The 13,749-nt window shown below is 61.9% G+C and carries 15 protein-coding genes; 9 read left to right on the top strand and 6 right to left on the bottom strand.

What is annotated here, in order from left to right:
• Nucleotides 1–8: 8 nt before the first annotated feature.
• Entirely contained in the window at nucleotides 9–572 is a 564-nt protein-coding gene (locus AD665_RS04290) for a helix-turn-helix domain-containing protein (RefSeq protein WP_024780034.1), read from the bottom strand.
• A 3-nt stretch (nucleotides 573–575) separates the two neighbouring features.
• On the opposite strand from AD665_RS04290, the gene AD665_RS04285 reads away from it, so the two are divergent.
• From AD665_RS04285 to AD665_RS04255, 7 genes are all read left to right on the top strand, one after another.
• Nucleotides 576–1,589, top strand: coding sequence for a DMT family transporter (locus AD665_RS04285; RefSeq protein WP_080686267.1), 1,014 nt, complete (start codon nucleotides 576–578; stop codon nucleotides 1,587–1,589).
• A 130-nt stretch (nucleotides 1,590–1,719) separates the two neighbouring features.
• On the top strand, nucleotides 1,720–4,644 hold the full coding sequence (locus AD665_RS04280; RefSeq protein WP_024780036.1) for a monovalent cation/H+ antiporter subunit A: 2,925 nt from the start codon (nucleotides 1,720–1,722) through the stop codon (nucleotides 4,642–4,644).
• The gene (locus AD665_RS04275; protein WP_024780037.1) at nucleotides 4,644–4,988 is read left to right on the top strand and encodes a Na+/H+ antiporter subunit C; all 345 of its coding nucleotides are present in this window, start codon (nucleotides 4,644–4,646) and stop codon (nucleotides 4,986–4,988) included. Before AD665_RS04280 ends, AD665_RS04275 begins: the two co-directional genes overlap by 1 nt.
• Nucleotides 4,985–6,670 (top strand): monovalent cation/H+ antiporter subunit D, encoded by a 1,686-nt coding sequence (locus AD665_RS04270; protein ID WP_024780038.1) that lies wholly within the window; start codon nucleotides 4,985–4,987, stop codon nucleotides 6,668–6,670. The genes AD665_RS04275 and AD665_RS04270 overlap by 4 nt, the downstream gene beginning before the upstream one ends.
• Nucleotides 6,667–7,155 carry a Na+/H+ antiporter subunit E gene (locus AD665_RS04265; protein WP_024780039.1) on the top strand — a complete coding sequence of 163 codons (489 nt, stop codon included), beginning with the start codon at nucleotides 6,667–6,669 and terminating at the stop codon, nucleotides 7,153–7,155. Before AD665_RS04270 ends, AD665_RS04265 begins: the two co-directional genes overlap by 4 nt.
• Nucleotides 7,152–7,430, top strand: coding sequence for a K+/H+ antiporter subunit F (locus AD665_RS04260; protein ID WP_024780040.1), 279 nt, complete (start codon nucleotides 7,152–7,154; stop codon nucleotides 7,428–7,430). The genes AD665_RS04265 and AD665_RS04260 overlap by 4 nt, the downstream gene beginning before the upstream one ends.
• On the top strand, nucleotides 7,427–7,777 hold the full coding sequence (locus AD665_RS04255) for a Na+/H+ antiporter subunit G (protein ID WP_024780041.1): 351 nt from the start codon (nucleotides 7,427–7,429) through the stop codon (nucleotides 7,775–7,777). Before AD665_RS04260 ends, AD665_RS04255 begins: the two co-directional genes overlap by 4 nt.
• Nucleotides 7,778–7,854: 77 nt before the next feature.
• On the opposite strand, the gene AD665_RS04250 is transcribed toward AD665_RS04255, so the two are convergent.
• The 3 genes from AD665_RS04250 to AD665_RS04240 form a co-directional block, all read right to left on the bottom strand.
• Nucleotides 7,855–8,292: a DUF3995 domain-containing protein gene (locus tag AD665_RS04250; RefSeq protein ID WP_024780042.1), complete on the bottom strand. Its 438-nt coding sequence runs from the start codon at nucleotides 8,290–8,292 to the stop codon at nucleotides 7,855–7,857.
• A gap of 175 nt (nucleotides 8,293–8,467) precedes the next feature.
• Nucleotides 8,468–9,478, bottom strand: coding sequence for an ABC transporter substrate-binding protein (locus AD665_RS04245; protein WP_024780043.1), 1,011 nt, complete (start codon nucleotides 9,476–9,478; stop codon nucleotides 8,468–8,470).
• A gap of 244 nt (nucleotides 9,479–9,722) precedes the next feature.
• Nucleotides 9,723–10,193 carry a hypothetical protein gene (locus AD665_RS04240; protein ID WP_024780044.1) on the bottom strand — a complete coding sequence of 157 codons (471 nt, stop codon included), beginning with the start codon at nucleotides 10,191–10,193 and terminating at the stop codon, nucleotides 9,723–9,725.
• 407 nt (nucleotides 10,194–10,600) lie between these two features.
• On the opposite strand from AD665_RS04240, the gene AD665_RS04235 reads away from it, so the two are divergent.
• Both AD665_RS04235 and AD665_RS04230 read left to right on the top strand, forming a co-directional pair.
• Nucleotides 10,601–10,849: a hypothetical protein gene (locus AD665_RS04235; RefSeq protein ID WP_033034800.1), complete on the top strand. Its 249-nt coding sequence runs from the start codon at nucleotides 10,601–10,603 to the stop codon at nucleotides 10,847–10,849.
• 82 nt (nucleotides 10,850–10,931) lie between these two features.
• Nucleotides 10,932–11,168 carry a DUF2789 family protein gene (locus AD665_RS04230; protein ID WP_024780045.1) on the top strand — a complete coding sequence of 79 codons (237 nt, stop codon included), beginning with the start codon at nucleotides 10,932–10,934 and terminating at the stop codon, nucleotides 11,166–11,168.
• Nucleotides 11,169–11,365: 197 nt separating this feature from the next.
• Here AD665_RS04230 and AD665_RS04225 read toward each other — a convergent pair whose 3' ends face one another.
• Together AD665_RS04225 and AD665_RS04220 are read right to left on the bottom strand one after the other, a co-directional pair.
• Nucleotides 11,366–12,589 (bottom strand): methyl-accepting chemotaxis protein, encoded by a 1,224-nt coding sequence (locus tag AD665_RS04225; RefSeq protein WP_392397207.1) that lies wholly within the window; start codon nucleotides 12,587–12,589, stop codon nucleotides 11,366–11,368.
• A gap of 583 nt (nucleotides 12,590–13,172) precedes the next feature.
• Nucleotides 13,173–13,577 (bottom strand): TraR/DksA family transcriptional regulator, encoded by a 405-nt coding sequence (locus tag AD665_RS04220; RefSeq protein ID WP_024780047.1) that lies wholly within the window; start codon nucleotides 13,575–13,577, stop codon nucleotides 13,173–13,175.
• Between the last annotated feature and the right edge of the window lie 172 nt (nucleotides 13,578–13,749).

Genomic DNA, 13,749 nt, shown 5'->3' with positions numbered 1-13,749 from the left:
TCCAGAGGTCAAATCACCACGTTGCGTACGAACCGCGTCGCCTCCGCCCCATCGTTGCGGTAACCATGGGGCTGGTTGCTGGCGAACATGAAAAACTCTCCCGCGCCGATCCGAAGCTCATCATTGCCCAGCAGCAAGGTCAGGCAACCCTCGAAGACATAAAGCTGCTCACTCCAACCATCGTTATCGGGCTCGGAGGCGTAGTGTTCGCCAGGCTCCAGGCGCCATTCCCACAGTTCGACTTCACGGCTGGCATTGGCTTTGGCCAGGAGCACGGCTTTACTGCCAGGGACCGCGCCGGCCCAGGCCAACTCGTTGATGCGACTCGGGTCACGGGCATCGGGGGCCTGGATCAAATCGCTGAAGGCCACATCGAGAGCTTCAGCCACACGGTCGAGGGTGGTCAGGCTGACGTTCTTTTCACCGGCCTCGATGGCGACCAGCATCCGCCGGCTGACCCCTGACAACTGCGCCAGCGCTGTCTGGCTGAGCTGCGCGGCGTGTCGCAAACGGCGGACGTTCTGGCTGACGTGTTGAAGGACTGAGGCGCGCGGGCCATTTTCTTTGTTCACGGTATGACTCATTTTTCGAGATTGCGCATTATACTGCCCAACTTCGGACGCATTGTGCGTCCCTCTCCAGTGGCGCGCAAGGTCATGGCATCGGTGAACTCTCCTCAAACTTCCTCCCGCTTTCTGCGGCTCAGCAAGGCCGAGTGCGTGCTGGTGCTGATCACCATGATCTGGGGCGGGACTTTCCTGCTGGTGCAGCACGCCATGACCGTCAGCGGGCCGATGTTTTTCGTCGGCTTGCGCTTCGCCGCCGCAGCGGCGTTTGTCGCGCTGTTCTCCTGGCGCCATCTACGGGACCTGACCCTGTTCGAACTCAAGGCCGGCTGCTTCATCGGCGTGGCGATCATGCTCGGCTATGGTTTGCAGACGGTCGGCCTGCAAACCATCCCCAGCAGCCAGTCGGCGTTCATCACCGCGCTCTACGTACCCTTCGTGCCGCTGTTGCAATGGCTGGTGCTGGGCCGTCGGCCGGGCTTGATGCCAAGCATTGGCATCATGCTGGCGTTCACCGGGCTGATGCTGCTGTCAGGCCCCGCCGGCGCATCGCTGAACTTCAGCTCCGGCGAAATCGCCACGTTGATCAGCGCCATCGCGATTGCCGCCGAAATCATCCTGATCAGCACCTATGCCGGCCAGGTCGATGTTCGCCGGGTGACCGTGGTGCAATTGGCAAGCACGGCAGTGCTGGCGTTCCTGATGGTGGTACCGACCCAGGAAACGATCCCGGGATTCTCCTGGCTGCTGCTGTCCAGCGCCGTGGGCCTGGGGGCCGCCAGCGCGGCGATCCAGGTGGCGATGAACTGGGCGCAGAAAAGCGTCTCGCCGACCCGCGCCACGCTGATCTACGCCGGTGAACCGGTATGGGCCGGCATCGCCGGACGCCTGGCGGGCGAGCGGTTGCCGGGGATTGCCTTGCTCGGCGCGGCATTGATCGTGGCGGCGGTGATTGTCAGTGAACTGAAGACCCGGAATAAAACTGCCGTCGAGGCGGATAACGTGCTGGAGGGTGAAGGTTGAGGTCCGCCACTGAAACAACGCAAAGCAGGAAAAATCTGCCTATCTTGTAGGATTCTGCGACACCCTCGCGGTTGGTGATCGGGGACACGCCACGTATGATCCCTCACTATCTCCCGCCGAATAGAAGCCTATGTCACTGATAGTTCTATTGCTTTTGCCCTTCATCGGCAGCGGCGTCGCGGCGCTGCTGCCGCATAACGCCCGTAACGCCGAATCGCTGCTGGCAGGCCTCGTCGCCCTGGTCGGCACCGTTCAGGTGGCCTTGCTTTACCCGCAGATCGTCGACGGCGGCGTGATCCGTGAAGAATATTTCTGGCTGCCGAGCCTGGGCTTGAACTTCGTGCTGCGCCTGGACGGGTTTGCCTGGTTGTTTTCGTTGCTGGTGCTGGGCATCGGTACGTTGGTGTCGTTGTACGCCCGCTATTACATGTCACCGGAAGATCCGGTGCCGCGTTTCTTCGCGTTCTTCCTGGCATTCATGGGGGCCATGCTCGGGCTGGTGATCTCCGGCAACCTGATCCAGATGGTGTTTTTCTGGGAACTGACCAGCCTGTTCTCGTTCCTGCTGATCGGCTACTGGCATCACCGCGCCGATGCCCGGCGCGGCGCCTACATGGCCCTGATGGTGACCGGGGCCGGCGGGCTGTGCCTGTTGGCCGGAGTGTTGCTGCTCGGCCATGTGGTGGGCAGCTATGAACTGGACAAGGTCCTGGCGGCGGGCGACCTGATCCGGGCCCATGCCCTCTATCCCATCCTGCTGCCGCTGATCCTGATTGGCGCCCTGAGCAAAAGTGCCCAGTTCCCGTTCCATTTCTGGCTGCCCCACGCCATGGCCGCGCCCACGCCGGTCTCGGCCTATCTGCACTCGGCGACCATGGTCAAGGCCGGGGTGTTCCTGCTGGCACGGTTGTGGCCGTCGCTGTCGGGCAGTGAACAATGGTTCTACATCGTCGGCGGTGCGGGAGCCTGTACGCTGCTGCTGGGTGCCTACTGCGCGATGTTCCAGAATGACCTCAAGGGATTGCTGGCCTATTCCACCATCAGCCACCTGGGATTGATCACCCTGCTGCTGGGCCTGAACAGCCCGTTGGCGGCCGTGGCCGCGGTGTTCCACATTCTCAACCACGCCACCTTCAAGGCCTCGCTGTTCATGGCCGCCGGGATCATCGACCATGAAAGCGGCACCCGGGACATTCGCAAGCTCAGCGGCCTGGTGCGGCTGATTCCCTTCACGGCGACGCTGGCAATGGTCGCCAGCGCGGCGATGGCCGGGGTGCCGCTGCTCAACGGCTTCCTTTCCAAGGAAATGTTCTTCGCCGAAACGGTGTTCATTTCCGCCACCGCCTGGGTCGAGCTGGCGCTGCCGATCATCGCCACCATCGCCGGGACCTTCAGCGTCGCCTACTCCTTGCGCTTCACGGTGGACGTGTTCTTCGGCCCCGCGGCCACCGACCTGCCCCATACCCCCCACGAACCACCGCGCTGGATGCGCGCGCCGGTAGAGTTGCTGGTGTTCACCTGCCTGCTGGTGGGGATCTTCCCGGCCCAGGTGGTCGGCTCCTTGCTGGCGGCGGCCGCGCTGCCGGTCGTGGGCGGCAGCCTGCCCGAATATAGCCTGGCAATCTGGCATGGCCTCAATGCGCCAATGATCATGAGCCTGGTGGCAATGTCCGGCGGCGTCGTGTTGTACCTGCTGCTGCGCAAGCAATTCAAGCGCGGGCAGATCACCCGCACGCCGCTCATTGGCCGGTTCAGCGGCAAGCGACTGTTCGAGCGCAGCCTGGTGCTGATGATGCGCCAGGGCCGGCGACTGGAACGACTCATCAGCACTCGGCGCCTCCAGGCCCAGTTGTTCCTGCTGGTGCTGGCTGCGTTGCTGGCCGGGCTGATCCCGATGCTGCACAGCTCACTGGCCTGGGGCGACCGGCCGAAGATCCCCGGTTCCATCGTCTTCGTCATCCTTTGGCTGCTGGCCATCGCCTGTGCCCTGGGCGCGGCGTGGCAGGCCAAGTATCACCGTCTCGCGGCCCTGACCATGGTCAGCGTCTGCGGCCTGATGACCTGCGTGACCTTCGTCTGGTTCTCCGCCCCCGACCTGGCCCTGACGCAACTGGTGGTGGAAGTGGTGACCACGGTGCTGATCCTGTTGGGCCTGCGCTGGCTGCCGCGGCGGATCGAGGACGCATCACCCCGGCCCAACAGCGAACGGCGCGCGCGTATCCGTCGCCTGCGGGATTTGCTGTTGTCCGGCGCAGTGGGCGGCGGCATGGCGCTGTTGTCCTATGCGATGCTGACGCGCCAGACGCCCAACGACATCTCGTCGTTCTACCTCAGCCGGGCCTTGCCCGAAGGCGGCGGCAGCAACGTAGTGAACGTGATGCTGGTGGATTTCCGCGGCTTCGACACCCTGGGGGAAATCACCGTGCTGGTGGCAGTGGCCCTGGCCGTGTTTGCCCTGCTGCGACGTTTCCGGCCACCTAAGGAAAGCATGCAATTGCCGGCGCAGCAGCGCCTGCTGGCGCCGGACGTGGTCACCGACCTGGTCAATCCGCGGCATGCCAGCGATACCGCATTGGGCTTCATGATGGTGCCGTCGGTGTTGGTGCGCCTGCTGTTGCCGATTGCCCTGGTGGTGTCGTTCTACCTGTTCATGCGCGGCCACAACCAGCCGGGTGGCGGCTTCGTTGCCGGCCTGGTGATGTCGGTGGCGTTCATCCTGCAGTACATGGTGGCCGGTACCCAGTGGGTTGAGGCGCAAATGAGCCTGCGTCCACTGCGCTGGATGGGTACCGGATTGCTGTTCGCAACGGCGACAGGCCTGGGCGCTATGGCCGTGGGCTATCCGTTCCTCACCACCCACACCTGGCATTTGAAGTGGCCACTGCTGGGTGACGTTCACCTGGCCAGCGCACTGTTCTTCGATATCGGCGTGTACGCCGTGGTGGTTGGCTCGACGCTACTGATCCTCACCGCACTGGCGCACCAGTCGGTGCGGGCCCACAAGCCGGCCCTGCTGTCCAAAACCGCCGCCCCCCTCAAAGGAGCCACCTCCTGATGGAAGAAGTCATCGCTATAGCAATCGGCGTCCTGACCGCCTCCGGCGTCTGGCTGGTGCTGCGGCCGCGGACCTTCCAGGTAGTCATGGGCCTGTGCCTGCTGTCCTACGGCGTCAATCTGTTCATCTTCAGCATGGGCAGCCTGTTCATCGGCAAGGAGCCGATCATCAAGGACCGCGTGCCCCAGGACCTGCTGCACTACACCGACCCCCTGCCCCAGGCCCTGGTGCTGACCGCCATCGTCATCAGCTTCGCCATGACCGCGTTGTTCCTGGTGGTATTGCTGGCCTCCCGGGGCCTGACCGGTACCGACCACGTGGACGGCCGGGAGCCCAGGGAATGATGCTGACGCCTCACCTGATCGCCGCGCCTATTCTCCTGCCATTGCTCACCGCCGCGTTGATGCTGATGCTGGGGGAAAAGCACCGCGCGCTCAAGGCACGGATCAATCTGTTCTCCAGCCTGCTGGGCCTGGGCATCGCGGTGCTGTTGCTGTACTGGACCCAGGACCAGGCCCTGCCCGCCTCCATCGGCGTGTACCTGCCGGGCAACTGGCAGGCACCGTTCGGCATCGTCCTGGTGGTGGACCGCCTGTCGGCGCTGATGCTGGTGCTGACCGGCATCATCGGCGTCAGCGCCCTGCTGTTCGCCATGGCCCGCTGGCATGGCGCTGGGGCCAGCTTCCATGCCTTGTTCCAGATCCAGCTGATGGGCCTCTATGGCGCCTTCCTCACCGGGGACCTGTTCAACCTGTTCGTGTTTTTCGAGGTATTGCTGGCCGCCTCCTACGGCTTGCTGCTGCATGGCTCGGGCCGGGCACGGGTGTCGTCGGGTTTGCACTACATCTCGATCAACCTGCTGGCCTCCTCGCTGTTCCTGATCGGCGCGGCGCTGATCTATGGCGTCACCGGCACCTTGAACATGGCCGACCTGGCGCTGAAAGTGCCTCTGGTGCCGGAAGCCGACCGCGGCCTGCTGCATGCGGGGGCGGCGATTCTCGCCGTGGCGTTTCTGGCCAAGGCCGGCATGTGGCCACTGAACTTCTGGCTGGTGCCGGCCTATAGCGCCGCCAGTGCCCCCGTAGCAGCGCTGTTCGCAATCATGACCAAGGTAGGCATCTATACGATATTGCGCTTGTGGACCTTGCTGTTCTCCGGCCAGGCCGGCGCTTCAGCGTATTTCGGCGGCGACTGGCTGATCTACGGTGGCATGGCGACCATCGTCTGCGCGGCCATCGCCATTCTGGCGGCCCAGCGCCTGGAGCGCATCGCCAGTCTGAGCATCCTGGTATCGGCCGGCATTCTGTTGTCGGCTATCGGCTTCGCGCAGCCGAACCTGGTGGGCGCTGCGCTGTTCTATCTGGTGAGTTCGACCCTGGCGCTGTGCGCACTCTTCCTGCTGGCCGAATTGATCGAGCGCTCGCGTTCGGCCAATGAGCTGTCGCTGGAGGACGACCTCGATACCTTGCCGCGACCGCTGGAGTCCCTGCAACCGCCCAAGGGCACCAACCTTGATGACGAACAGAAAGCCGTGGTCGGACAGGTCATTCCCTGGACCATGGCCTTCCTCGGCCTGAGTTTCATTGCCTGTGCGCTGCTGATTGTCGGCATGCCGCCATTATCGGGATTCATCGGCAAGCTGGGTCTGTTGAACGCCCTGCTCAATCCCCACGGGCTCGGAGTCGACGCCGGCCAGCCGGTGTCGCCTCAGGCCTGGGGGCTGCTGGCGCTGCTGATCCTGTCCGGGCTGGCCTCGTTGATCGCTTTCTCACGCCTGGGCATCCAGCGCTTCTGGACGCCGCAAGAGCGACCCTCGCCCCTGCTGCGGCCGTTCGAGTGCCTGCCGATCATTGCACTGCTCGGCCTGGGAATCGCGCTGACGTTCAAGGCCGAACCCCTGCTGCGCTACACCCGGGACGCCGCCAATGCGTTGAACACCCCCGAGCACTATGTGATGTCGGTGCTCGGCACCCGCAGTGTCCCCAGCCCTGATGCCCTCAGTGCAATGCCGGAGGTGCGACCATGAAACGCCTGTTTCCCGCGCCATGGCTGTCCCTGGCACTCTGGGCGCTGTGGCTGCTGTTGAACCTGTCCCTCAGCGCCGGGCACCTGCTGCTGGGGGCGGCGCTGGGCTTCCTCGCACCGCTGATGATGCGCCCGCTGCGGCCACGCCCCATTCGTATCCGACGCCCCGGGGCGGTGCTGCGGCTGTGCCTGCGGGTGGGACGCGATGTGCTGGTGTCAAACCTGGCGGTGGCCTGGGGCGTGCTGAATGCCGGGCGGCACCCGCCTCGCTCGCGGTTCGTCAAGGTGCCGCTGGACCTGCACGACGCCAATGGCCTGGCGGCATTGTCGATGATCACCACAGTGATTCCCGGAACAGTCTGGTCGGAACTGGCCCTGGATCGCCGTATCCTGCTGATGCATGTGTTCGATCTGGAAGACGAAGCGTCGTTCATCGCGCATTTCAAGGCCACTTATGAGCGACCGCTGATGGAGATTTTCGAATGAGTCCGTTGCTGTCCAATGCGATTTTGCTGAGTCTGTTCCTGTTTTCTCTGGCGATGGTGCTGACCCTGTTGCGGCTGTTCAAGGGGCCATCGGCGCAAGACCGGGTCCTGGCCCTGGATTACCTGTACATCGTTGCGATGCTGATGATGCTGGTGCTGGGCATTCGCTACGCCAGTGACACCTACTTCGAGGCAGCGCTGCTGATCGCCCTCTTCGGCTTTGTCGGCTCGTTTGCCCTGGCCAAGTTCCTGCTGCGTGGCGAGGTGATCGAATGACCGGGCACTTGTCGATGTGGATCGAGATCCCGGTGGCGGTCCTGCTGGTACTCGGCAGCCTGTTCGCCCTGGTCGGGGCGATCGGCCTGGTGCGGTTGAAGGATTATTTCCAACGCATGCATCCACCGGCCCTGGCCTCGACGCTGGGAGCCTGGTGCGTGGCGCTGGCCTCGATCATTTATTTCTCGGCGCTCAAGTCCGGGCCGGTGCTGCATGCCTGGCTGATACCGATCCTGCTGTCGATCACCGTACCGGTGACCACCCTGTTGCTGGCCCGGGCGGCGTTGTTCCGCAAGCGAATGGCCGGGGATGATGTGCCGGTGGAGGTGAGTAGCCGACGTCAGTGAAGGATCAGACGGTGCAAACCTGTGGGAGCATAGCTTGCTCCCACAAAATCTCCTGGGCACAACGGTGATGCTGTGTTTCAGGCCCAGGCCACCGCCAACAAGCCGGCACCCAGCACGACGCACAACGGGGAATAGACCCAGGTGTCGAGCCGGGCGAAGGTCGACTCCTTGAACTCCTTGAAGAAGCCCACCAGGTTCGACTCGCCAATGGCCCGGGCGAACATCAGCAAGGCAATCGCACTGATCAGCCACTGCAGCGCTCGATGGGTGACAGGCGGCGCCAACAGGCCGCCTCGCAGGCTCACCAGCACGGCTATGAACAGCAGCGCCAGGGCCACCAACAGGGTCAACCAGCCTGAGGGGTCGAACGCCGGTCGCAGGATATCCCCCTGCTTGACCGGAACCTGGGGTACCACCGCCTGGGCCGCCCAGCGTCCACCCAAGGCCCAGTACAAATGAATCAAACTGATGGTCGCAAACACAGCGACCAGCGTTCGTGCCAATAAAAGCGTCATTCGCCAGCCTCCTGGAACAGGTTGAACAATCATCCTAGCTCGAATTTGGCATTTCGCAGGACGAGCACAGATTGCCCGCTTCCAGCGGATGACACATTGCTCGAGATCAAGTGTTCAAACCGGTCCTGGTGGTCTGTACGGTCAGGTTGAGTGCTCGAGTCTGCCATACGGGCCACTAGAGGCCCGCAGAGACCTTGTCCGCCACTTCGCTGGGCAGCCAGGCCTGCCACACCTGGGGATGGGCCTTGAGGAAAGCCTCGGCAGCCTCGCGGGGCGGCGTACGCTTTTCGCTCATCTCGGCCAGGGCCTTGTTCAGCGGATCGATCGGCAGGTCGACCTTGCTGAAGAATTCGGCAATGTCCGGATGCTGTTTCTGGAACGGCGCCGAAACGCCGATCGACAGCTTCGACGCCAGCGAGCGGGTCGGCCTGGGGTTGGGATTGTCGGCGTCGGTCAGGGTTTTCCAGGCCTCGGCATCGAAGGGCGGCTCTTGCAGTTGCACCAGTTTGAATCGCCCGAGTAGCGGCGTGGGTGACCAGTAATAGAACAGGATCGGTTTGCCGCGGCGAATCGACGAGGTGATTTCCGCGTCCAGCGCCGCCCCGGAGCCACTGCGGAAATTCACATAGCTGTCGGTCAGGCCATACGCCTTGAGCTTCTGCTTGTTGACGACCTCGGATGTCCAGCCGATGGGACTGTTGAGGAAGCGCCCCTTGTCGGGACTCTCCGGATCCTTGAACACATGCTTGTAGCGCGCCAGGTCGCTGACGCTGCGAAGGTCCGGCGCCAGCGGTTTGATGCCCTTGGCGGGATCGCCCTTGATCACGTATTCCGGCACCCACCAACCTTCCGTCGCGCCCTTGACCGTATCGCCCAGGGCGATCACCTTGCCTTCGGCTTCGGCCTTGACCCACACCGGACTGCGACCGGCCCACTCTTCGCCGATGACCTGTATGTCGTTATTGGCCAGCGCGGTTTCCAGGGTGATGGTGGTACCCGGCAAGGTGTCGGTTTTCAGGCCGTAGCCTTTTTCGACGATGATCCGCAGGATATCGGTGATCAGGCTGCCGCTTTCCCAGTTCAGGTCGGCGAAGTGGATCGGTGCCGAAGCAGCCGATGCGGGAAATGATGAAGCCAATACAGCGCAGGTGGCCCAGGCAGCCAGCCACTGTCGAACGCGTTTCATGCGATGTTCCTCATACCAGACAGCAATAGCTGAACGGTCCTGCGTAACCGAACGCAAGTCCCTGAATAACTCAGTCAACTGACTTTAGCCGAGGTTCCAGCAAAACGGTCGCCGCCTGGGTGCGAACCGCAACTGTGAGTGCAAGCCTGCTCGCGAAGCGGCTTGTCAGTCTGCGAAGAAAGCCGGTAATCCATCATTTCGGCAAACGGCCAACTGCAGGCCCCCGACTCGACTTCCCCGGGTATCACTCGCTGGCCTTGAAGGTCACCAGTTCGCCCTTGCGCCATTTCGCGGCTTTGGCGGTGACTGCCTTGAGGGTCTTGGTCAAACCTTCTTGCAGTTGTTCGTTCGCCGCATACACCGTCACCACGCTGTGGCCTTCCTTGAACAGAATGGCCTGGCCGCCCGGGGTCGTTACAAATGCATAGTCCCCAATTCCATAGACCGTCAGCTTGATTTCGCGAAACCTGATCTCAAACTTTCCCCCCTCGCGACTTGGCAATACCGCCGCGCGAAAATGGTCGCCCACCTTGAGCTCCAGCCGGGGCTTGTCATCGACCACAAGGGCCGACTCGGTGTCGATTTCGGCGACGTAGATACCTTCGGCGGTCTGCTCGGTGATGTAGACAAAACGTGACTGGAACAATTTGACCAGTTTCGCCCGAAGATCACCCAGTACAAATAACGCATGCGTGTCGAGATTACTTACTGCCAAGGAAACATCCCCATCTTTGAAAACGGCCCGTTCCGCAGAAAGGACGGACCACGAGAACCCGTGCCGACTCTAGTGTGGCAATGGACCTGTAACTGAAATTCGAAGTGAACGGCGCACCCTGTCCCGGGGCGAGAGAAGACTAAAGGATTGTCACTCTCGCCGTCTTTTCCAGGAGGTCGTCAGAAGCTGAAGGAAATAGCCACTCTGAGCATCGGAAAAGGTGGGACTACTAACTTTAGGGAAAATTCTCACTTAAAAAAGCATTTTTCTGACATCGAGCCTAAAAAAAATTGCTTTAGATATGCGCAACCGTCCACTCAGCGCTGTTGATTCTAGAGCAGCCGGAGGTGCGGAGACTACTTGAAATACCTGCCAATTCGTCGGTAAACCATAGAAAAGGACTTCACATGGGCACTTTCACAACCTTTACCCACCCCATCACACCTCGCATCGTCAACCGCTATGACGCCTTTGACGGGATCGACTACCTGCCGGTTTCGTTGATTCAACCGCGTTATCGGGTCGTCCTGGCCGGCAAATGTTTTTTCCATATTGAAGAAACATCGACTGGACGTGTGAGAGGTTTCCGCACTGATCATAACGAAGCCTGCTACCTGGCCAGGCATCTCGAGAGAAATGCCGGAACACAGCAATAATCGAACTCCTGACGCTCGCTTGCCTCAGATAGAGGGACGCAACCGAAGCGCCATGACGGCGCATGCCCAAAGGAGAACCCCCATGGAACAGCCTTCCCACGAACTCAAGACCCTGTTCGATCAACTGGGTCTGTCCTCGGACGACAAAGCCATCGACAGCTTCATCGCGGCACACCCTCTGGACCCGGAGACAAAACTGGTAGAAGCCGATTTCTGGTCGGATCAGCAGAAGGACCTGCTACGGGAATGGTTGCTCGCCGATGGCGAAGAAGCGGTGTTGGTGGATCAACTGAACGTGCGTCTGCACGACGGCAAATAGCGGTTCAAGGCATCCGGGCTTGCTCGCGATGGCGGTGGCACTTCCCGGTATCGATGCAAGCTGGTCCACCGCTATCGCGAGCAGGCTCGCTCCCACAGTGGCCTTCGGTGGCCGCAAGATCCGCGAACACCACAAATCCCCTGTGGGAGCGAGCCTGCTCGCGATCAGCGGTGAGCCTGCTCTATCCAAATGGAAACCTATCGCGGCTTCTCGGGTTTGTAGCCCAACCGCAACCCACCCCAGTGGCGGCCCTTGAGCATGATGGGCACGGACAGGTCATGCATCAGCTCGCCCGTGTCGCGGGTGTAGGTCTGCAACAGCACCGGCTGCTGGTGACTGCCGCATCGAATCCCGGTCCGATCGGAGAACTTGCGCTTGGTACGGTTGTTCAGCGTGTCGACGGCTGGATCTCCGGTCAACGGCTGGCTGAAGACTTTGTTGTGGGTTGGCACGTACCCCTGTTGGGTGCAGGCAATCGCAAACACCAGCCCCTCATGCCGAGCAAGCAAAGGCTCCTGGATGGCCGGCAGGACCTGGTCGGTATAACGGTCGAAACGGGTCTGGAACTTGGCTGGATGAGTATCGGGAATGGCTTGGTAGTTACGATCGAACAGATCCTCCAGGCTGATACGTCCTTGATCGACATCCGCCTCGAATTGCGCGGCGATCTGGCTCGCGCCTTCACGGGCCAGGTCATAGACCCGCTGGTGATAATCGTCGAGCCCCACCTCGGCCAGGCGCTCGCTGATGGTTTCCGCCTGGCCCTCCATCTGCACAGCCGCCTCGGCCAGGCGTTGGGTCTGCTGGTCGCTGATGGACAGATCGCTGCGCATCTGCTCGATGGCGTGGAACAGGCTGTCGAGTTGTTCTCGGTTGGTGTCGGTGCCCTGGGCAATGGAACTGACCTGGGTTTCGACACCTGCGGCGAGCCGGGCAATGTTCTCAAGGTGCTGGCCCGTGTGCTCGACCTGCTGCACACCGCTGTCCAGATCTGCGGCCAACTGACGAATCTGTTCAACCACCTGGGTGGTGCGCTGCTGGATGTCGGCCACCATGACCCCAACTTCACCGGTCGCTGCAGCCGTGCGGCCCGCCAGGCCACGGACTTCATCGGCAACCACGGCGAACCCGCGGCCATGCTCCCCGGCCCGTGCCGCCTCGATGGCCGCGTTCAGCGCCAGCAGGTTGGTCTGGCTGGCAATCGACTGAATCACCAGGCTGACCCGCTGGATCTCGTCGCTGCGCACGCTCAAAGCCTCGATCAACTCGCGGCTGTCGTTTGCCCGCTGGCTGAGCTGGTGCATGCGGCTGATGGACTCCACCAGTTCGCTGCGCCCGGCAACGCTGCTGCGATGGGCTTCGCTGGCAGCGCCCAGGGCTTGCTGGCTGAGTTGGGAAGTGGCCTGTTCGGTGACGATCATCGCCTCTGCATTGCTGACGATCTGCGCTGCCGCATCGAGTTGTGACTGGACTTTGCCGGCCAGTTGCCTGACCGAATAGGCGACGCCGGCGGCCGACAACGCGTTATGACTGGTGGTGTAGGACAGGTCACGGGTCAGCTCGGCCAGTGAGCCGGAATTCGACAAGGGCTCGGGCGCGGTGACCAGGCGCGAGCGCAGGCGCGGCAACCAGACGATCAGCATCGCCAGGGGCAGGCCCAGGTATAGCGACCAGCCTCCCAGCACCATGCCGCACAAGAGCAAGGTCAGGGCAAGACTCTGCAAGGTCGGCGTCAGCCAGCGCGCCGTGCTTTTTGTAGCCGATACCGAGGCAGGCACCGCCGCCAGAGATCCGTCTGTCGCCATGTTCGTCACCACACTTCTCGTTGTTATGCCAGCATTAAACGCCACTACAGAGCCATTATCCATGGTCCATTAGTCGCGTTCTTGCAGCAGATCAACGCAGGTGTGATGAGTTTCGAGGGCTGTTACCCGGCCTGGCGGGAGCAAGCGCCCTCGTCACAAGGTCTGTACAGCCTTCGGTATCTCGAATGGCAGGTAGCGATCAGGCCTGACGCTGGTGCTTGTCGATCTGCTCGTGACGTTCCTGGGCTTCGATGCAGTACTTGGTGGTCGGGCTGATCAGCAGGCGCTTGAGGCCGATCGGCTCGCCGCTGTCGTCGCACCAGCCGAAGCTTTCATCGTTGATGCGATCCAGGGCCTGCTCCAGCTGGGGCAGCATGCGCTGGTCACGATCGATGGCGTTGACCAGCCAAGTGCGCTCTTCTTCTACGGAAGCAGCGTCGGCCGGGTCAGCCGGGGAGTCCAGGCTTTCAATGGCGATTCGGTTCTGTTCGATGCGCTCGTGGGTTTCGACTTTCATGTTCTGCAACAGCTTGGTGAAGAAAGCCAGCTGCTCGGCGTTCATGTAGTCATCCGCCGGCATGGCCAGCAACTTTTCCTTTGTCATTGATATCTCTATAAAAAAACGTGCATTAAGGCGAATTATGGAGCGTCCCGCAGCGCAGCTGCCACGCTCGTCAGGAAGGCGCCGTCTATTCCAAGCGCCACCCGGCACTCAATTTACGAGGGGCGGCAGTCTAAGGCCGAGTCGAGGCCTCAGCAACCGAAAACATGGGAAA

Source organism: Pseudomonas corrugata, assembly GCF_001269905.1.
Classification (GTDB): Bacteria; Pseudomonadota; Gammaproteobacteria; order Pseudomonadales; family Pseudomonadaceae; genus Aquipseudomonas; species Aquipseudomonas corrugata.
The sequence above is the reverse complement of the archived record's forward strand: the minus strand, read 5'-3'. Positions and strand labels throughout refer to the sequence as shown.